Here is an 18,297-nt window from a genome sequence, read left to right as displayed (position 1 = left end):
CGTAGACCTTGCCCCAAAGCTCAGTCCGTCGGGCGGCTGGGCCAATGTACGATCTGCCAACGCCAGAGCGCAGTGTTCCAGCGATCGCAGCCGCGATCGCGCCAATCTTCGGTCGAGAGGCTGAGATCGATGGCACCGAGGAGTGGCCAGTCCAGTCCCCAACTGCGGTCGCAGCCTAAGAGGGTGGCGAAGAGATGCTGGAGAAAGCCACCATGGCTGACGATCCAAAGGTCAATGTTGGCTTGAAGTAGCTGGGTGCAGATTTGCTCCGCTCGCATTCGACAGTCGGACAGTGTCTCAGCTTCAGGAATCGGTTGCCAGTGGCGATCGCGGAGTAGTAGCTGGCAGAGATCGGGATAGCGCTGCTCGGCTTCTGGCCAAGTTAAGCCTGTCAAGCAGCCTAAATCGATTTCGGTCAGTGCGGGCTGCAGCACGAGTGGCATTGCTTGCAATTGGGCTTGGCTGAGGGCGATTGCTGTTTGCTGTGCCCGCTGCAGTGGACTACTCCAAATTGCCTGGGGGTGCCAAGACTGTTGTCTCCACTGCACGCCCAATTGCTCTGCTTGAGTCAAGCCAGCGACCGTCAAAGGGGCATCTTGCCGCCCAACCATCCGTGCTTCGGCATTGCCGATCGCTTCAGCGTGGCGAATCAGTCGCAGTCGCATCATCCGAGGGCTCCACGGGAAGAAAAACCGTGATCACCTCACTGGCCTGGGGCGATCGCCGTCGCACCGTCAGTTTTCCCCCAAGCGCTTGGAACAGGTTTTTGCTGACTTCCAGCTTGAGGCTAAGGCTGCCTGTTTCGGGTTGCACAGTCAACAGTTGTCCTAGCGATCGCGGGGCAGTCCGAGGTTGGTCACTGGGGTCGGTCACCAATTCAGTGGCTGTCAACCGGAGCTTAAGCTGGGCTCCCGCCAAACTGACCACAATTTCAATCCGGCTACCGGCGGGCAAATTACGGGTGAAACGCTCCACCAAACTGGTTAGAGCCTGATCGAGCATGGTGGGGTCGCTGACAACTGCTGGCATCCGCTCCGGCAGTTGCAGATCAAGGGCAAGACTGCGGCGTTCGGCTTGCTTGCGCCAGCGCGGTACGGTTTCTGCAAACACATCCGTCAGCGAGGTGCGAGCCAACAACAGTGAATGAGAGTCGCGGTTTTCGAGCTCGACTGCACGGAAAAACAGACCAAAGCGATCGATTTGCTCAGAACACTCCAAATCGATTGCCTCCAGCCGTTTGCGGGCTTGGGCAGGCAAATCAGCACGGCGCAGGAGCGATCGCGTCAGGGTGCGGATCGTTGCAAGGGGAGTCTTCACCTCATGAGCAATAGCCTGTAGCAGTTCTAAATCTGCGCCCAGGGTTGCGCGATCAGGGTGATCGCTCCTCTCCTCTGGTGGGGGGCGATCGCTAGCCAAGACAGTGGGCCATTGCTGGAGAACAGTGGCCCAGAAGGGTGCCCAAGTCTCAGCAGCATTGGCCAGCGGACGAAAGCGATGCAGCGCCAGTACCAGTTCTGCTTGTAGGGCAGGAAATTGACGAGCTGTGTGCTGCGCCAATAAGCGCACCGCTTCTGCCAGCACTTCGGGTGTTTGACTAAAGCAACAAAGCGGCGTCGTCTCGTGCGGGACAAGGATCACCAAGAAACTGAGGCGATCGCTCAGCACGAGGCAAAAGGGTTCTTGCAACAGTGGATCGCCTAGTGCCAAGGGCAACACGCGCGGAAGCGTTAGGTCGACGGCTTCACTGGGATTGCTTTGGGGCAGTCCGAGGCTACCCTGCAAGCCCTCGGGGACCCAAAGCCAATGATCGAGACGATGTAGATCGCTGAGAAAAGGGAGCGGCGCTGTCAGGACGAGCCCAGTTTCCGCCTCAGTTAACTGCGATCGCAGAGCCTGCAGCATCGCCCACCAGGTTGGCTCAGCGGCAGCTCCAGTAATCGTTTGCAATTCCGCCGGAATCAGCTGACTTAGCCCCGGAATTGTCGTTTCAATCAGTGGCGAGGATGGCACACCCAAGGCTTTGCAATTGCGCTTTGACTGAGTCCGAACGGGAGATCAGTCCTGTTCTTCTTGAGCTTATCCTTTGCGGCTCGCTTCCACAGGCATTCCTCCCAGCACACAGGTACCCGGGACAGCTGGCGTGATTCAGTGGAATCGATCGCGGATCACGTCGATCAGCGGAACTGGGTCAGCATGAATGGCTAGCTCAAATCGGCGATCGCTGCTTCGGGGCCGACCAAGGAAAGGCAGCCTTGCTGAAGCCACGTTTGTGCAACGCGCTGCAAGTCAGTTGATTGCACTGCGGCGATCGCTTCAGGGAACTGCTGATCAAATTCAATGCCCAAGCCGAGGGTTTCGTACCAACCGTAGAGCTGAGCAATCTGGGCATTGCTCTGCTTACTCAGGGCATACTGTCCCAAGACTTTGCGTTGCGTTACGGCCACTTCTTCGGGGTTGAGGGATTCCTCAGAGAGGCGATCGAGTTCAGATCGAAGGGATGCCAAGGCGCGCGGTCCATTTTCGAGGGCGGTCCCCAGATAGGCAATAAACGGTGCTGGCCCGAGACGTGTCGGAAATACAGCAGAAACCTCGTAGGCAAGGCTTTGCTTTTCGCGCAACTCCACAAACAGGCGACTGGACATGCCATTACCCAGATAAGCAGCGAGTAACTTGAGCGCTGTGTAGTCGGGCGATTGCACATCAACGGTGGCATAGCCCAGCATTAGAATGAGCTGCTGCATCTGCCGACCTTGGCTGACACGATCGATCGGTTGACTCCGCTCGGGCAGTAAGGCAACTGGAGCCGGATCTAGAGGGTTTTGCCAATCGCCAAACACCGCTTCCACCCAAGCCAAAGCTTCGTCCGGTGTGATCTGACCCGCCACACTGATCACTAGTTGATCGGGGCGGAAATAGTGCTGATGCGCCTCTTGCAGGCGATCGCGACTGAGAGCACTGAGGGTAGCTTCGGTGCCCAAGCTATCGAGGGCGTAGGGATGCTGACCGTAGAGACTCTGCCGCAGTTGGTCGTAGGCCAGATTAAAAGGTTGCTCCCGCTGACTACGGAGAGCTTCGAGAGCGAGGCGTTGTTCTAGGGCGAATTCTGCTTCCGGCAGGCTGGGATAACGCAGCAGTTCTGCCGCTAGGGTCAGCAATGCAGGAAAATCGGCAGTCACACTCTTGAGACTAACCAAGAAGTAGTCGTTGGCGACATCCGTGCCGAGGCTCGCACCGCTGGATTCAACAAAATCGGCAATGTCATGGGCACTGCGATCGCGGCTGCCCTTCGTCAGCAGTGCTGAGAGTAATGCCAGCAAACCCGCTTGTTCTGGTGGCTCGCTGCTACTGCCTTGCCGGAGAAATAGCCGCCCCGCCACAATATTGGCTGCAGGATTTTCGTAGACCAACAGCACGATGCCATTGGCTAACTGACTGCGATGGCACTGGGAGGTCAGTAGAGCAGGCAAGAGAATTATCCTGAGCGAGTCGCCACCATGGCAGCGAAAGGAACAGACTCTACAGGAGAGCCAAGCAGGGTGTGGGAGTACCAAACCCTTTTGTTACGATAACCTGCACGCTTGCCAGCCACGGACAGCCAAGAATTTAGAGTAGGCAACAGGCGTTTTTCAGCGTTGGCGATGTCCTCCAGCACGCAAGTCGGCCTTAAAGATCAACTGCATCCTCTGATTCGGGATCTGGCCACGGGCATCGAAGCAACTTGGCAACAGTGGCTGGACTTAGAACCCTACGAGGCGATGCCTGCTGACCTGGGCTACATCGAAGGCAAGCTGGAGGGAGAACGACTCCAGATTGAAAATCGCTGTTACCAAAGTCGAGAATTTCGCAAGCTGCACCTAGAACTCGCACGGGTTGGCAATAACCTCGATATCCTCCACTGCGTTCTGTTTCCTCGCACAACCTTTGATCTACCGATGTTTGGTGCAGATCTCGTCGGCGGGCGGGGTCAAATCAGTGCCGCGATCGTCGATCTCTCACCGACCACGATCACCCAAGAACTTGCCGATGATTACGTCACAGGTTTGACGGCACTACCGAACCCAACCTTCCAAGGCGTGCGCGAGTTGCCCACTTGGGGAGACATCTTTTCGTCCTTCTGCCTATTTATCCGACCGGGAACTGTCGAGGAAGAAGCCGCCTTCCGCGATCGCGCCTTGGGTTTCTTGCAGGTTCATTGTCAGCAGGCAGCAGCAGCTCCAGCCTTGACCGATCCAGAGGCGATCGCCACGGTGCTTGAGCGGCAACGCTACTACTGCGAACAGCAGCGTCGCAATGACAAAACCCGTCGTGTCCTTGAAAAAGCCTTTGGCGAAGACTGGGCCGAGCGCTACATGACCACCATGCTCTTTGATTTACCAACCGTTTGAGGCGATCGCGCTGGCATCTGAGCTGGTCAGAATCACTGCCGTTACGCTGCGTAATAATTCTTGGCAAAATAAGAGCATCTTTTTGTGACTGCTGCCATGGTTGAAACGCGCAGTCCGGCAACTTTGAAGCCGGTCATCCCAGGCAACCGCCAACGCTGGCTGATCTACGGTGGGATAGGGATTCTCGTGATCGGCAGCGTGGTCTTTTTGCGCAGTCGCAGTGCTGCACCGCCAGAACCTGCTCCAGTCGTTCAGACGCAAACCGATCGCTATGTAGGTGCTTTGGGCCGTTTAGAGCCCGAGGGCCGAGTGGCAAAACTGACAGCTCCTCAGTCGGGCTTTAGTCAGGCTCGAATTGCTGAACTACGAGTCGAAGAGGGCGATCGCGTCGAGGCGGGTCAAATTTTGGCAGTTCTCGATAACCAACCAGAACTGGCAGCAGCCGCTGCTGCGGCTAACAGTGCTGTGGCAGTTGCTCAAGCGGATCTCAACCGGATTTTGGCCGGTGCCAAGTCCACCGAACGCCAAACTCAGCAACAGCAAATCAATCGGATTCAGGCGGAACTGGCGATCGCGCAGCGGGAATATGACCGCAACCAGGCCCTCTTCCAGAGTGGGGCGATCGCGGCCACTGCTCTCGATAGCAAGCGCCTTGAGGTCGAACGCTTGCGCGGTGAACTCGCCGTAGCTCGCAGCACCCTCGATAGTCTGGCTGAAGCGCAGCCCGAGCAAGTGCAACTGGCTCAGGCTCGACTTGCTCAAGCCCAAGCCCAGGCCCAAGAAGCGGCAGCCAAACTGGCCAATACAGTCATTCGTGCACCGTTTGCAGGTCAAGTGCTGCGGGTCAATAGCCGTCCTGGCGAAAGTGGCAGCGATGATGGGGTCATTGAACTGGCCCGCACCGATCGCATGCAAGTGATTGCTGAGGTGTACGAGACGGATGTGGGGCGGATCCAAGTTGGGCAGCCCGTCACGATTACGAGTGAGCATGGCGGTTTCAGTGGCAGCCTCAAGGGTCGGGTTGCCTTGATCGGCGGCAAGATCGACAAGAAAGGCGTGTTTAGCACCGACCCAGCCTCCGATATTGACTCGCGGGTGGTGGAGGTGCGGATTGATCTCGACCCGAGCGATCGCCAACGCGTCTCGCAACTAACCAACCTTCAAGTACTGGTGCGAATCGATGCAGGTCGGTCTTAAATGGCCTTGGCCACGCCGGATTCCCCTGGCGTGGCGGCAGCTCGCTCGCCAGCGTGTGCGGCTACTGGTTGCTTTAGCAGGCATCAGCTTCGCCGGTTTGCTGATGTTCATGCAGATGGGGTTTCGCGACGGGCTGTTCGACAGCATTGTCACGCTGCATGAGGCGATCGCGGCGGATGTCGTGTTGATCAGCCCGCAATCAACCGCACTGACTTCGATGCGGCCCTTCCCGCAGCGCCGCCTTTACCAAGCCTTGAGCTTGCCCGATGTCCAGTCGGTCAGTCCGCTCTACATCGGCCTCGTCAACTGGAAGAACCCTGAGACGCGGCAGCCGCGATCGATCCTGACCTTGGGCATTAGCCCCGACGAGAACGCTTTTGATCTCAAAGGACTATCTGAAAATCTCAATGAGATCCGCATCCCGGATGTGGTGCTGTTTGACCAGACCTCACGAGCGGAATTTGGACCGGTAGCCCAGCAGTTTCGAGCTGGTCAGCCCGTCGTGACCGAGGTGGGTGAACGGCGGATTCGGGTTGGCGGGCTCTTCACGATGGGAGCCACCTTCGGGGCCGATGGCAACATCATCACCAGCGATCTCAACTTCCTGCAGATCTTTCCGCAGCGGCGGCGCGATGAAATTGACGTGGGCTTAATTCGAGCTGAGCCCGGTACCAACATTCCCCAGCTTGTTCAAGAACTACAGCGATCGCTGCCACCGGATGTGCGGGTGCTGAGTAAGCCGGAATTTGTCGAATTTGAGCGCAACTACTGGGCGACGAGCACCGCGATCGGCTTTATCTTCACCTTCGGAACAGTGATTGGCTTCATCGTCGGTGGCGTGATCGTCTATCAGATTCTCTACAGCGACGTTTCGGATCACTTGGCGGAGTATGCCACGCTTAAGGCGATGGGTTACAGCGATCGCTATCTGCTGTGGGTTGTTTTCCAAGAAGCCCTAATCTTGGCAGCCCTCGGCTACATTCCTGGGGTCATTCTGTCGACAGGGCTTTACGCAATCACGCGCAGCGCCACGATGATCCCGATCGGCATGACCTTCGATCGCGCTTCGATTGTTTTTATCCTGACCTTGGTGATGTGCTTAGGTTCAGGCTTGATTGCAGTCCGCCGTTTAGAAGCCGCCGATCCTGCCGACATTTTCTAGGTAGTTTTCAGGTAACTGCTGCAGCCCTCAATGAGTGCAGCCATGACTGATTAAAACAACAGTCTCCATGCACAATGCGAGCAAGTTTCGTTCTGGAAAGTTCACATCAACAAAGCCTAGGAGTTGAGGTGCCGTCCTAACCGCTCCTAGGCTTTGGAAATCAATTATTTGGGCTGGGGGCTTAGAGGTTGCCGATGTTGGCCAAGCCGAGGATGACGCCAATGCCCAGAATGTGGCCGAAGCTAGCGGTCGCGAGGACTGCAGGCAGACCAAAACCACCAAAGAGTTGGGGCGAGGGCAGCGCCGGACCGGCATTCTGAATCTTGATGGTGGCTTTGCCAATGGCGATCGCCACGATGTTGCTCAGAATCATCACCAGAGCCACTTTCGGGCTCCAAGCAACAGTTTGGGGAATTGCAGCTAAAACCGGCAGCATTGGGCCACTCCTAAAAAATAATTTGCTATGACAGCTGCCGCTTCTCCGCGTTGAAAACGACAACCGCTACTCATCTTTTCCGATTGTTGCCAGCTTGCTGAGGAGCCTTCAAAAGACTTTACAGATTGCGATCGCGCTCAGCTTGCATGGTCTGTAGCCGTTGCCGAAAGCCTAACGCCACCAAGATATTGCTGAGGGTGAGAAAGACTTCCGCACTGCCATGCAGCCAGTCCACATTGGCCAAACTTTCGCCGTAGTGGACTTGGGCATAGATGCCTGCCGGAATTGTCACTGCGACGAACACCAAGGTGCCATAGAAGCCCCAAAGCGCTAGCTTTGGGAATTGTCCTGATCGCGTTGCAAACCAGAGAAAGCCCAGATATGGAAAGAGGGAAAGAGCAAAGAGGGTCTCTTTATTCATGAGCGCAAATCAGGCTGCTTGCTTAGTCTAGGCGCTGGAAAGTGGGCGATCGCCCAGTCCAGTTGCTCTCTGACGGGCGCAGATTGCAGCTCTGACGGTAGTTTCAGCCCCAGATGAGCGATCGCTTGGGAGAGCAACGCCGGTGCTTGGCGCAAATCCAGTGCCGGTGCCTTGGTTTGTTTACTGAGCTTGTCACCATTCGGCCAGACTACTAAAGGCAGATGACCGTAGTGGGGCGTCGGTAAATTCAGGAGCTGTTGCAGGGCAATTTGGCGGGGTGTGGAGGCCAGCAAATCAAGGCCGCGAATCACTTCCGTAATCCCCTGCCTTGCATCGTCCACCACCGTGGCAAGGTGGTAGCTAAACAGGCGATCGCGCCGCCGCAGAATAAAGTCCCCGACAGCCTGCGCCAGATGTTGCTGATAGGAACCCTGCCAGGCATCTTCGAGGGCGATCGCCGCTAGACCTTGAACATTGAGGCGATCGCTCCCTTCAACATCGCTGGAGAGCTGGCGATCGCGACAGAAGCCCGGATAGCGCAGCGATCCATCCACGGAGATCGAGTCAGCGGACTGAGACAACTGCTTACGGCTGCACTGACAGCGATAGACTCGCCCCGTCGCTACCAGCTGCTCCAAGGCTGCTTGGTAATGCTCCTGCTGGGGTTGCTGGAAATAGACCGTCTCATCCCAGTGCAGTCCAAAGGCTTCGAGACAGTGCTGAATGCGATCGCTGGCACCAGGCACAACACGAGGTGCATCGAGATCATCGATGCGGAGCAGCCAAGTCCCGCCTTGACTGCGGACATGGAGATAACTACCAACCGCTGCAACCAAGGATCCCAGATGCAGATCGCCGCTGGGGGTTGGGGCAAACCGACCTCGCGGAGCGATCGCCACTAGCCCCAGTATTTAGCCAAGAGGGGAGCCAAGCGCTGGCGCGTTTCGGCCGGTACATGCTCCTGCTGGGTCAGCAGCGCATAGCGGAGCGCGTCATGGGCAGCGGATTCTGGCCAGCGATCGCTGAGCAGCCCCACAGCGGTTCGCACCACTTTCTGAGCATTGGCAGCATTTTTGTGCAGATTGGCCACCACCATTTCAACCGTGACGCTGTCGTGATCGGGGTGCCAGCAGTCGTAATCGGTGACCAGCGCCAGCGTTGCGTAGGCAATTTCGGCTTCCCGTGCCAGCTTCGCTTCCGTCAAATTGGTCATACCAATAATCTGGGCACCCCAACTGCGGTAGAGCTGCGATTCCGCCTTGGTCGAAAAGGCCGGCCCTTCCATACAGACGTAGGTGCCGCCTTGGTGCAGTTTGACCTCAGGCAGCTCGGCCAGGCTGACAGCTTCCGCTAGCAGTTGGCTGAGGGCAGTGCAAAAGGGATCGCCGAAGGTGACATGACCGACGAGGCCATCGCCAAAGAAAGTGGAGGGACGGGCAAAAGTGCGATCGATAAATTGATCGGGAATGACCAAATCGAGCGGTGCGATCTCCGCTTGCAGGGAACCAACGGCTGAGGCCGAAAGAATGTATTCCACGCCCAACTGCTTCATCGCCAAAATGTTGGCGCGGTAGGGCACTTCGGTGGGTAGCAGGTGGTGGTGACGGCCGTGGCGTGCCAGAAAAGCGACAGGAACGCCATCTAGATTGCCGACAATCAGTGCATCAGAAGGATCGCCAAATGCAGTCTCAACCCGGACCTCTTCCACGTCTTTGAGGGCTTCCATGCGGTAGAGGCCGCTTCCCCCAATGATGCCGATCCGTACTTGAGTCATGCCTGTCGCGTCCCTGAATGGCCTCTCCCATTATTGGCTGAAGCCGGTCAGCTAGCCGGTGCTGACGCTGACTTCGGTTTCTGGCGTTGCTGCTATCGCATTCAGGTCAGGCGTCACGGCGATCGCTTCCTCGGGTTGATAAATCGGTAGATCAAACCAGAAGGTAGTGCCAATCCCGACTTCACTAATTAAATGGATGCGGCTCTGATGTTTCTCAACAATGTTGCGGACGATCGAGAGTCCCAGCCCAGTTCCTTCGAGAGTGTGGACACGGTTCTCCACGCGGAAAAAGCGATCGAAAATCGCCTCTTGATCTTCAGCATCAATGCCGATGCCGGTGTCGTTGATCTCAATCCGCACGTTCGGCAGCGAGCTAACAATTTCGAGATGCCCGGTTGCTTCTGTACGCAGTGGCTGCCCCACCAAATAGGCGCGCATCGCCACACAACCACCGGAAGCGGTGAATTTCAGGGCATTACCCACCAGGTTGGCAAACACCTGCAGCAGCAAATCATAGTTGGCGCGAACGGCGGGCAAGTCTGACGCAATTTCCGATCGCAGTTCAATCCCTTTCTCACGGGCATTGAGCTGATAAGTCCGCAGCGTTTGCTCGATTGGCTGCACCAGATCGATACCTTCGAAGCTGTAGCGACGATTCGATTCCAACCGCGATAGATCAAGAACATCGTTGACCAGACGGGTGAGGCGATCGGTTTCATGATTCGCCGTTGATAGAAACTCTCGCCGCTCTTCCTCACTCAGATCATCGCCATAATCATGCAGCGTTTCGATGAAGGATTTGATATTGAAAAGGGGCGTCCGCAGCTCGTGGGAGACATTGCTAATGAACTGACTTTTAGCTTCATTCAGTTCAACCTCGCGGGTGATGTCTTGAACCGTTACTGCGATGCCTTTGACGTTGGCTCGGGCAGTATCTAAGACATTACTGACCAAAATCCGTACGGTCCGATTGCTGCGTTCCGGCAAGGTCAGTCGCAACTCAACGGCTTCACGATCGCCATTCGCGATCGCCTTGAGGGGATCATGCAATTCTTGGGCGAGAGGTGACGGCAAATGATCGATCACGTCATCGCCTTTGAGCGATCGCCCTTCCCAACCAAAGATGCGAATCGCCGCCGGATTGACAAGGACTAAGTTGAGATCCGCATCCAACAGCAAAGCACCATCAGCGATCGTTGAAACTAACGTCTCTAGCTTGGCTTTTTCGGAGGTTAATTCATCAATATTCTGAGCGGCATAGCCTTCCAGCTGCTCTGCCATGTCGTTGAAGCTAGCAATTAACTCGCCGAGTTCCCCGCTGGGCGGCAGGTCGATGCGTTGCTTGAAGTTTCCGGAGGCAATGCTGCGAACGCCTTCCACCAACTCCCGAATCGGGCGGGTGATGATCAAGGCATTAAAGACGGCACCCACAATCACCATCACCCAAATGGTGATGAAAACCGCAATCGTCACATCACGGGTCAAGCCCGATGAAGCAACGACGGCTGGACTGGGGTTCGTACCGATTGCCAGCACTCCCAGATAGCGATCGTTCTGGAACAGCGGCACAAACACATCAGTGACGAGCCCTGCTGGGGTCAAATGCTGCCGAACGTAGGGGCGATCGCCTTGACGCAGATAGTCGGGTGGCAGCTGGATGCGGCGCTGAATCGTTAGGGAGTTACGAACTTCTGATTGCGAAAAAGGAATGCCGAGATAAATTTCGCCTTCCGTATCGGCATAGAGCAAATAGCGAATGCTGCTGGTGCTGCGATAGAAGCGATAGGAGAAGCGCGTCAGCCCGGCGATATCCTCGTCAGCAATGAGAGGCGTCGCGTTGGCAGCCAGCAACAGACCTAAATCGCGCCCAAAGCGCGTGTCATTGAGCCGTGCATCCTCTTGAATGCTGTTGACAGCCCAAAAAGTCAGCCCGCTCATAATCAGCGAGACGACCAAAGTGGCGATCGCCATCAGCTTGGTTTGCAGGGTGAAATCTGCCCACCAGCGGGTCAGCGTATCGCGCAGTTGTTGCCAAAAGGCCAGCATAGGCAGCTGCTCTAAGCCGAACAAACAGGACTGACCCTATCGTATCCGGCTGGCCGAAACCGCTTACGACTCGTGGGTTGCTGCCGCCGCCCCGCCCGATCGCACTTGCCAACCAATGTCACGCCGGTAGTAGCGATCGCGGAACTGGATCGATTCCAACGCCTGATAGACCTTGGCAAAAGCTGCATCAAAGTCAGCAGCCGTAGCCACGACGTTGAGCACCCGTCCGCCTGCTGTTTGGATCGCGTCATCCACAGCAGTAGTGCCGGCATGGAAGACGACAGCGCCCGCCGCTTCCGCTGCGGCCAATCCTTCAATGCGATCGCCCTTGGCATAGTCACTTGGATAGCCCCCTGCAGCCAGCACGACACAGGCCGAAACCGCCTCGTGCCATTCCAGTTCCGGCAAATCTGCCAAGCGACCTTCTGCACAAGCAAGCAGGACATCCACCAGAGGTGTGGCCAGCAACGGCAGCACGGATTGGGTTTCAGGATCACCAAAGCGGCAGTTGAACTCAATCACCTTGGGACCAGCTGTCGTCAGCATCAAACCGGCGTAGAGGATGCCGCGATAGTCAATGCCGCGATCGCGCAGGGTCGCCAGCGCTGGTTCGAGAATCTGGGCTTGCACCTCTGCCAGCAGTTCGGGCGTTGCGAGGGGAGCGGGGGCATAGGCGCCCATGCCACCTGTATTTAGACCAGTGTCGCCTTCGCCAATTCGCTTGTGATCTTGCGCGACTTTCAGCGGGCGAATGGTTTGACCATCGGTGAAGGCCAGCACGGAAATCTCCGGCCCTGTCAGGCATTCTTCAATTACGACCGTCTGACCGGCTGCCCCAAAGGCTCCCTCAAACGAGGCAGTGATGGCGGCTTCTGCCTCGGCCAGTGTTTGGGCGACAATCACGCCCTTGCCGGCAGCCAAACCGTCGGCTTTGACCACAATCGGCGCACCCTGCTGGCGCACATAGTCCAGTGCTGAGGCCGCGTTGGTGAAAACGGCCGCTGTGGCAGTGGGGATATTTGCCTCAGCCATCAACGCTTTTGCCCAGGCTTTGCTGGCTTCAATCTGCGCACCGGCTTGCCCCGGTCCAAAGACCGCAATACCGCGATCGCGCAGGAAATCTGCCACACCTGCTGCCAGCGGGGCTTCCGGCCCGATCACCGCTAAGCTAATCCCTTCCTGGGTGCAGAGGTCAGCCAACGCTTTGCCATCCAAGGGATTGAGCGCGTGGTTGCGGCATTTGGCAGCACCAGCCGTGCCGCCATTACCGGGCACACAAACGATCGCCTCAACAGTCGGCGATTGAGCCAGTTTCCAGACGAGGGCATGCTCGCGGCCCCCGTTACCGACAACAAGAATTTTCACGCTAGTCTGAGGCGAAAGTGGGTCTGGTCAGGTCGAAAGCCTGTCCAATGCAGCTTTCATCGTACCTGTCTGTCTGCCCATCTCCAGCATGGTGTTGGCAGCGACCCCGCCACCGATACAGTGATGCAGAGAGAGTCCAGTGGGGAGCGTGAGCATGAGTGGGCAGCGATGGATGATGGGCGGCGCGATCGCCCTCTGGCTCCTCGGTGCAACAGCGGCGATCGCTCAGACTCCCGCCGATCCAGAAACTGAGGCTCTAATTCCCCGCGCAGTCTTGCTGGATCTCACGACAGGCCCCAGCGATCCGCTCCTGCCGTCCAAACTGTCGACACGGGGCTACACACCCCTAGAAAAACGGGCCATTCGAGCAGCGATCGCCCAATTATTGGATGCAGCCGATGGGGCAGCCAACCTCCAGCAGGATGACTTGGCCTTTGAGCTGCGTTTTCGGGCAATCCGGCTGCAACAAGCCCTTGGGCTAGCGGAAGAGTTGCCGTTGCTCAAACTGACGGGTCAGCAAGCCAGAGAGAAAAATCGCGCGGTCGAAAGTCAGGCGATCACCAAGCGACTGCAGCAGATTGAAGCAACGACCCCCGATCTCAGCCCTGCTCAGCAACTAGATTTAGCGATCGCCTATCAGGAGGTGCGGGATTTTGACAATGCCATTCGCCTCTATCGGCAACTGTTGGCGCAGCCGCAAGCACCCGGCGATCGCCGCGATCTGCTCGATGCCCTCGCGACGAGTGAGTTTGAGAGTTTTCGCCACGCTGCTGCTGCCGAGACCTACGGGGCACTGGTCGCGTTGCTAACCGACAACCCCCTGCTTGACATCGGCCTGAACTCGCAAGTGCAAGAAGCACGACTGGGCCCCCGCCAAGAACCGAACTATAGTCAGCGCGAATGGGCCGTGCGGCAACAAATTTTTAGCTTGGAGCAGCTCCGGCGCTATGAAGAGGCGATTGCGTTACAGCAAGCCGAGCTCGCTCTGATTCGTCCCGATCTACAACCCGCTTGGCTCCTTGCGATCGCTGACAATCAACGGCGGCAAAAACTATTGGCGATCGCGGTCGAAACCTACCAGTCGGTCTATCGACAAGCACTGCCTCTTGGTCAGCTAGCCCTTGCCCGAGATGCTCTCGAAGCGCTGCGTGATCTCTACCAAGAGCAGAACCAAATGGCGGATGCGATCGCGGTTTATGACTTGCTGCTGTCCCAAGCACGAAACGAGGGCGACCTCTACGGCTTGATGGAAAACTACGCGCGGCTAGGGCGCTATCAGCTACGTCAGGGCGATCGTCCCGCTGCTGAACAAGCCCTGACTGAGGGGCAAAACATTGCAGGGCAGCTGGGTTATGGCGGTCCCGAACTGACGGCGCTACAAGCCCAGTTGTCCCCTTGACTTAGCAGGTCAATCTAGCCTTGGCCTATCGCGGTGGGGACTGCAGCTACAGTGGTTTTTCATTCATCTGACTGTTGCGGCGGTTACAGAGGCGAGAATGCCACTGTTGGCTGCCAAATGCTTGGCGATGATTGAGTGCTCAGACTTCGCTTGCTCAAGGGTTAAGGCTCCATGACCGGAAAAGAACTGCATCAGCTCTTGCTCGATCGCTGGGGCTATTCCTATGACGTTCAGCTGCGGCGGACTCAGGGCAAAATCTTTCTGCAAATCATGTGGAAGTATCTTGAGCAGGCCTCCTTTCCGATGGATGAGGCGGAGTACATTGCCCATCTGGATGAGGTTGCCAACTACTTGGTCGCGCTAGGAGCAACAGAAGCGATCGCCCAAACCATTCGTGAAACCCGCGAGAAGCCCCGACTGGGGAAAGCTGTCAGCATCCCCATTGAACTCGGGGCACGGGCCAGTGAGTGGTTTCCCGATTGAGCCTAGCGATTGCGTAGTGATGCCGGTGCATTGCGGATCTCCGCCAGTCGCTATTCTGGAGGGAGAGTCAGCTTTGTCTAGAGTGGCTGGCGCGATCGCCTTAGGAGTCAGACCGTGGTTTCCCTTGAGGAATCCCAATCAATACTCAGTCAGCAAGTTGAGAAGCTGGCGCAACAGTTCAGCGCTGTCTATAGCAACTACCTTGCGGCATTGGCGGCCACGGTTCAAGAGCAGTTGATCCAAGCGGGTTATCAGCTCTGTACCCAGATTTACCCAGAACAGTTTGTGGCACTGGAGGAAGAGCAACAGCGATCGCTGCAGCAGCATCTTCGTCAGCTCGGACAGAAAACGGTTGCTAACCTGACGGTTGATCAGCTCCTTGAAGCAGCGAAGAAGCGAGCGATCGCCGAAGCGGAAGTGGCCGAACAACTGGCTCAAACTGCCAGTGAAGCCAGTGAAGCCGAGTCAGATAAAAGTGCTGAGTCGCCTGAATCTGAACCTGTAACAGCGCCCACCGCCCCCGCCGAAGCGACAGCAGAACAAGCAGAACAACCAGAGTCAGCCGTTGCCGAGCTGGACCTCAGCTACCTGAACCCAGTACCTCCCGCCCATCCTGCTGCGATCTACGCCTGGCTGCAGTCGCTCAACCGGTCTCTGGTGCGACAGTTGCGCCACACCTCTCGCCAAGCCAATCGCCTCCTCGAGAAAATGGGGATTATCCGCAGTGGCGTTCCGCCCCAGATGCTAGAGGCGGCGATCAAAAATGATGGCGCTGAGCAGCAGTCTGGCCCTCCCAATCTCTTGATGCTGACTATCACTACCGCTCCCAGCGAAGAGCGTGAGGAGGAAGAGAGCACAACAATTCAGTTGGCGGCAATCTACCTGCGCCTTGCCGATCTAGAGTTTTCTGTACCCGAATTGCGGCTGGCACGGCAGCAATTGCGAGACTGCCAGCGTCAGCTGAAACAGCTGGGTCGCTTGGTGGCAGCCGAAGAACAACGCCAGGCGATCGCCCAGGCCGAAGCGGCTTGGCGCTTTGCTTGGAATCAGGACCGTTGACCTGCAGCCATGACAGCGGCTAGCCCAGCTCCTGATTGGCGTCGCCTCCAACAAGCCTTGGCGATCGAGGCAGAGCAGGGGTTTGGTGATCTTGTCGGGCGACAGTCCCGCTTCAGTGAATTTCTTAGTCAAGCCCTGCAAGAGGCTGCAACTGCGATCGCCGATGAACGCTGGCAGCAATTAGCCCAAGCCTATCAGCGCTACGGCGAACTGAGCGCCAGCCAGCGTCAGCACCTCGTGGCTAACACGCGGCGTCAAATTCATGAACAACAGCGGCGCAGCCAAGCCCGCGTCAGTGAAAACTCGCCCCCAGCCCGGCGCTTACCGCGTAGTCAATCACCTGTGGCGACCACCACGGCTCAGACGGCATTAGACCAAGCGCTGACTTATCTCAAGGGGGTTGGGCCTCGGGTAGCGGCGCAACTGGAACGGCTAGAGCTACGCACCGTTCGCGATCTGCTGCATCACTACCCGCGCAACTATGTCGATTACGCTCGCCATGTCAACATTCGCGCCCTTGAACCCGGTGAAACTGCGACCCTGATCGGCGCGGTTCAACGCTGCACCTGCTTCACTAGCCCGCGCAATGCCAAGCTGACAATTTTGGAGCTGGTAGTGCGCGATGGCAGCGGTCAAATCCGGCTCAGCCGCTTCTTTATGGGGACGCGCTACAGCGGTCGTGGCTGGCAGGAACAACAGCGACGGCTCTATCCACCGGGCACGATGATCGCTGCCTCAGGCTTGGTCAAACGCAGTAAGTACGGCGTCACCCTCGATAACCCAGAAATTGAAGTTCTCGATAGCCCCGACAGCCCGATCGCCTCTCTCAAAGTCGGTCGAATTGTTCCGATCTACCCGCTGACCGAAGGTGTGGCTGCCGACACCCTCCGCCGGGCGATCGTGCAAGCTCTACCAGCGGCAGAGCAACTGCGCGATCCGTTGCCCACAGCGCTGCGCGAACAACATCAGTTGCTGGTGCTCAATCAAGCGATCGCGGCCATTCACTTCCCAGAGACTCCAGAACTTCTGCAGCAGGCACGCCGGCGACTGGTCTTTGATGAATTTCTCTACCTCCAGTTGGGCTTGTTGCAGCGACGAGCTCGACAACGAGCAGAGTCAGCAGCAGCGGTTTTAGCCCCAACCGGAGAGTTGATCGATCGCTTCTATCAACTGCTGCCCTTCCAACTGACAGGTGCCCAGCAGCGGGTGGTCAACGACATTCTGACCGACCTACAGCAACCTTGGCCGATGAATCGATTGGTGCAAGGCGATGTTGGTTCTGGCAAAACGGTGGTCGCGATCGTCAGTCTCTTGGCGGCGATTCAAGCAGGCTATCAAGGTGCCCTGATGGCTCCAACGGAAGTGTTGGCCGAGCAGCACTATCGCAAGCTAGTAGACTGGTGCACCCAACTGCATCTGCCTGTGGAGTTACTGACGGGTTCCACGCGCGCGGCGAAACGACGGGAAATTCAGCGATCGCTGGCAACGGGGGAACTGCCCCTGCTAGTCGGCACCCATGCACTGATTCAGGATCCAGTTGATTTTCAAAATCTCGGCCTAGTGGTGATTGATGAGCAGCATCGCTTTGGCGTGGCGCAGCGAGCCAAACTACAGCAAAAAGGTGTCAATCCTCATGTCCTGACCATGACGGCGACGCCGATTCCGCGGACCTTGGCACTGACCCTGCATGGTGATTTAGAAGTCAGTCAAATCGATGAATTACCACCGGGTCGGCAACCGATTCAAACCACGGCCCTAGGCCCTAGCGATCGCCAACATGCCCATGATTTGATGCGACGCGAAATCGCTCAAGGGCGTCAAGTTTATGTTGTCCTGCCGCTGGTTGAGGAGTCAGAAAAACTCGATCTGCGATCCGCAATCGAAGAATATCAGCGTCTTTCTCAAGTCTTTCCCGAGTTTCAGATCGGCTTGCTGCACGGACGAATGAGTTCTGCCGAAAAAGACGCCGCGATCGCTGCTTTTCGCGATCGCCAGACCGACATTCTGGTGTCGACAACAGTCGTTGAAGTTGGTGTCGATGTCCCGAATGCGACGGTGATGCTGATTGAACATGCCGAACGATTTGGCTTGTCGCAATTGCACCAATTACGGGGTCGGGTCGGTCGCGGCGCAGCACGTTCCTATTGCCTCTTGATGAGTGCCTCACGCAGTGAAACTGCTCAACAGCGCCTCAAGGTGATGGAACAGTCGCAGGATGGTTTCTTCATTGCCGAAATGGATTTGCGACTGCGCGGCCCCGGCCAAGTGCTCGGCACACGTCAATCGGGCTTACCTGATTTTGCCCTTGCCAGTTTGGTTGAAGATCAAGATGTTCTCGACTTAGCTCGCACAACCGCCGAAACATTAATTGAGCAAGATCCAGAGCTGTCGCGATCGCCTTTGCTCAAACAAGAACTCGAAGCTCGTTATCGACGGCTGATGGGTGGCATGATTTTAACTTAATGTCTCTCTTAATCAAAAAATCCTTACTGTTGACAGTAAACGTAGCAGCTTTCTAGATGGTTAAGCCTCATCCAATTGTCGATTGTGGAGCAGGTTTGACCAATCTT

The 18,297-nt window shown here is 56.9% G+C and carries 16 protein-coding genes; 7 read left to right on the top strand and 9 right to left on the bottom strand.

Annotated features, from left to right (window positions below; all coding sequences use genetic code 11):
• Positions 1-20: 20 nt before the first annotated feature.
• The 3 genes from DOP62_RS02550 to DOP62_RS02540 form a co-directional block, all read right to left on the bottom strand.
• Positions 21-668, bottom strand: coding sequence for a histidine phosphatase family protein (locus tag DOP62_RS02550; RefSeq protein ID WP_261789776.1), 648 nt, complete (start codon positions 666-668; stop codon positions 21-23).
• Positions 637-2,010: a sensor histidine kinase gene (locus DOP62_RS02545; protein WP_208676982.1), complete on the bottom strand. Its 1,374-nt coding sequence runs from the start codon at positions 2,008-2,010 to the stop codon at positions 637-639. Before DOP62_RS02545 ends, DOP62_RS02550 begins: the two co-directional genes overlap by 32 nt.
• Positions 2,011-2,201: 191 nt before the next feature.
• Positions 2,202-3,467 carry a M16 family metallopeptidase gene (locus tag DOP62_RS02540; RefSeq protein WP_208672849.1) on the bottom strand — a complete coding sequence of 422 codons (1,266 nt, stop codon included), beginning with the start codon at positions 3,465-3,467 and terminating at the stop codon, positions 2,202-2,204.
• Between the two features lie 171 nt (positions 3,468-3,638).
• Between DOP62_RS02540 and DOP62_RS02535 the strand changes: the two genes are divergently transcribed.
• The 3 genes from DOP62_RS02535 to devC all read left to right on the top strand — a co-directional run bounded on the left by DOP62_RS02535 (position 3,639) and on the right by devC (position 6,744).
• Positions 3,639-4,385: a phycocyanobilin:ferredoxin oxidoreductase gene (locus DOP62_RS02535; RefSeq protein ID WP_208672852.1), complete on the top strand. Its 747-nt coding sequence runs from the start codon at positions 3,639-3,641 to the stop codon at positions 4,383-4,385.
• 96 nt (positions 4,386-4,481) lie between these two features.
• Complete coding sequence (locus DOP62_RS02530) at positions 4,482-5,582, top strand: HlyD family efflux transporter periplasmic adaptor subunit (RefSeq protein WP_208672853.1); 1,101 nt, start codon at positions 4,482-4,484, stop codon at positions 5,580-5,582.
• Entirely contained in the window at positions 5,566-6,744 is a 1,179-nt protein-coding gene (devC, locus tag DOP62_RS02525; RefSeq protein WP_208672854.1) for an ABC transporter permease DevC, read from the top strand. Before DOP62_RS02530 ends, devC begins: the two co-directional genes overlap by 17 nt.
• Positions 6,745-6,925: 181 nt before the next feature.
• Here the strand turns inward: devC and psaK are convergent, their stop codons facing one another.
• From psaK to purD, 6 genes are all read right to left on the bottom strand, one after another.
• Positions 6,926-7,180, bottom strand: coding sequence for a photosystem I reaction center subunit PsaK (psaK, locus tag DOP62_RS02520; protein ID WP_011242934.1), 255 nt, complete (start codon positions 7,178-7,180; stop codon positions 6,926-6,928).
• Positions 7,181-7,298: 118 nt separating this feature from the next.
• Positions 7,299-7,601 (bottom strand): DUF3593 domain-containing protein, encoded by a 303-nt coding sequence (locus DOP62_RS02515; protein WP_208672855.1) that lies wholly within the window; start codon positions 7,599-7,601, stop codon positions 7,299-7,301.
• Positions 7,598-8,500: a tRNA glutamyl-Q(34) synthetase GluQRS gene (gluQRS, locus tag DOP62_RS02510; RefSeq protein ID WP_208672856.1), complete on the bottom strand. Its 903-nt coding sequence runs from the start codon at positions 8,498-8,500 to the stop codon at positions 7,598-7,600. Before gluQRS ends, DOP62_RS02515 begins: the two co-directional genes overlap by 4 nt.
• Positions 8,500-9,375 (bottom strand): S-methyl-5'-thioadenosine phosphorylase, encoded by an 876-nt coding sequence (locus DOP62_RS02505; RefSeq protein WP_208672857.1) that lies wholly within the window; start codon positions 9,373-9,375, stop codon positions 8,500-8,502. Before DOP62_RS02505 ends, gluQRS begins: the two co-directional genes overlap by 1 nt.
• Positions 9,376-9,426: 51 nt before the next feature.
• On the bottom strand, positions 9,427-11,421 hold the full coding sequence (nblS, locus tag DOP62_RS02500; RefSeq protein ID WP_208672858.1) for a two-component system sensor histidine kinase NblS: 1,995 nt from the start codon (positions 11,419-11,421) through the stop codon (positions 9,427-9,429).
• A gap of 63 nt (positions 11,422-11,484) precedes the next feature.
• Positions 11,485-12,786, bottom strand: coding sequence for a phosphoribosylamine--glycine ligase (purD, locus tag DOP62_RS02495; protein ID WP_208672860.1), 1,302 nt, complete (start codon positions 12,784-12,786; stop codon positions 11,485-11,487).
• 154 nt (positions 12,787-12,940) lie between these two features.
• On the opposite strand from purD, the gene DOP62_RS02490 reads away from it, so the two are divergent.
• From DOP62_RS02490 to recG, 4 genes are all read left to right on the top strand, one after another.
• The gene (locus DOP62_RS02490; protein ID WP_208672862.1) at positions 12,941-14,185 is read left to right on the top strand and encodes a tetratricopeptide repeat protein; all 1,245 of its coding nucleotides are present in this window, start codon (positions 12,941-12,943) and stop codon (positions 14,183-14,185) included.
• Positions 14,186-14,356: 171 nt separating this feature from the next.
• Positions 14,357-14,668 carry a DUF3067 family protein gene (locus tag DOP62_RS02485; RefSeq protein ID WP_208672864.1) on the top strand — a complete coding sequence of 104 codons (312 nt, stop codon included), beginning with the start codon at positions 14,357-14,359 and terminating at the stop codon, positions 14,666-14,668.
• A 114-nt stretch (positions 14,669-14,782) separates the two neighbouring features.
• Positions 14,783-15,727 (top strand): hypothetical protein, encoded by a 945-nt coding sequence (locus DOP62_RS02480; RefSeq protein WP_208672865.1) that lies wholly within the window; start codon positions 14,783-14,785, stop codon positions 15,725-15,727.
• Between the two features lie 9 nt (positions 15,728-15,736).
• Positions 15,737-18,190: an ATP-dependent DNA helicase RecG gene (gene recG / locus DOP62_RS02475; RefSeq protein ID WP_208672866.1), complete on the top strand. Its 2,454-nt coding sequence runs from the start codon at positions 15,737-15,739 to the stop codon at positions 18,188-18,190.
• Positions 18,191-18,297 lie beyond the last annotated feature (107 nt).

The organism is Synechococcus elongatus PCC 11801 (genome assembly GCF_003846445.2).
Classification (GTDB): Bacteria; Cyanobacteriota; Cyanobacteriia; order Synechococcales; family Synechococcaceae; genus Synechococcus; species Synechococcus elongatus_A.
Note: the sequence above shows the minus strand (reverse complement) of the source record. Positions and strands in the feature narration are given on the sequence as shown.

What these genes read in the sequence shown, in the direction of transcription:
- DOP62_RS02550 (WP_261789776.1), bottom strand. Translation starts at nt 668, where the DNA reads ATGATGCGACTGCGACTGATTCGCCACGCTGAAGCGATCGGCAATGCC.
- DOP62_RS02535 (WP_208672852.1), top strand. Translation starts at nt 3,639, where the DNA reads ATGTCCTCCAGCACGCAAGTCGGCCTTAAAGATCAACTGCATCCTCTG.
- DOP62_RS02530 (WP_208672853.1), top strand. Translation starts at nt 4,482, where the DNA reads ATGGTTGAAACGCGCAGTCCGGCAACTTTGAAGCCGGTCATCCCAGGC.
- devC (WP_208672854.1), top strand. Translation starts at nt 5,566, where the DNA reads ATGCAGGTCGGTCTTAAATGGCCTTGGCCACGCCGGATTCCCCTGGCG.
- psaK (WP_011242934.1), bottom strand. Translation starts at nt 7,180, where the DNA reads ATGCTGCCGGTTTTAGCTGCAATTCCCCAAACTGTTGCTTGGAGCCCG.
- DOP62_RS02515 (WP_208672855.1), bottom strand. Translation starts at nt 7,601, where the DNA reads ATGAATAAAGAGACCCTCTTTGCTCTTTCCCTCTTTCCATATCTGGGC.
- DOP62_RS02505 (WP_208672857.1), bottom strand. Translation starts at nt 9,375, where the DNA reads ATGACTCAAGTACGGATCGGCATCATTGGGGGAAGCGGCCTCTACCGC.
- nblS (WP_208672858.1), bottom strand. Translation starts at nt 11,421, where the DNA reads ATGCTGGCCTTTTGGCAACAACTGCGCGATACGCTGACCCGCTGGTGG.
- DOP62_RS02490 (WP_208672862.1), top strand. Translation starts at nt 12,941, where the DNA reads ATGAGTGGGCAGCGATGGATGATGGGCGGCGCGATCGCCCTCTGGCTC.
- DOP62_RS02485 (WP_208672864.1), top strand. Translation starts at nt 14,357, where the DNA reads ATGACCGGAAAAGAACTGCATCAGCTCTTGCTCGATCGCTGGGGCTAT.
- recG (WP_208672866.1), top strand. Translation starts at nt 15,737, where the DNA reads ATGACAGCGGCTAGCCCAGCTCCTGATTGGCGTCGCCTCCAACAAGCC.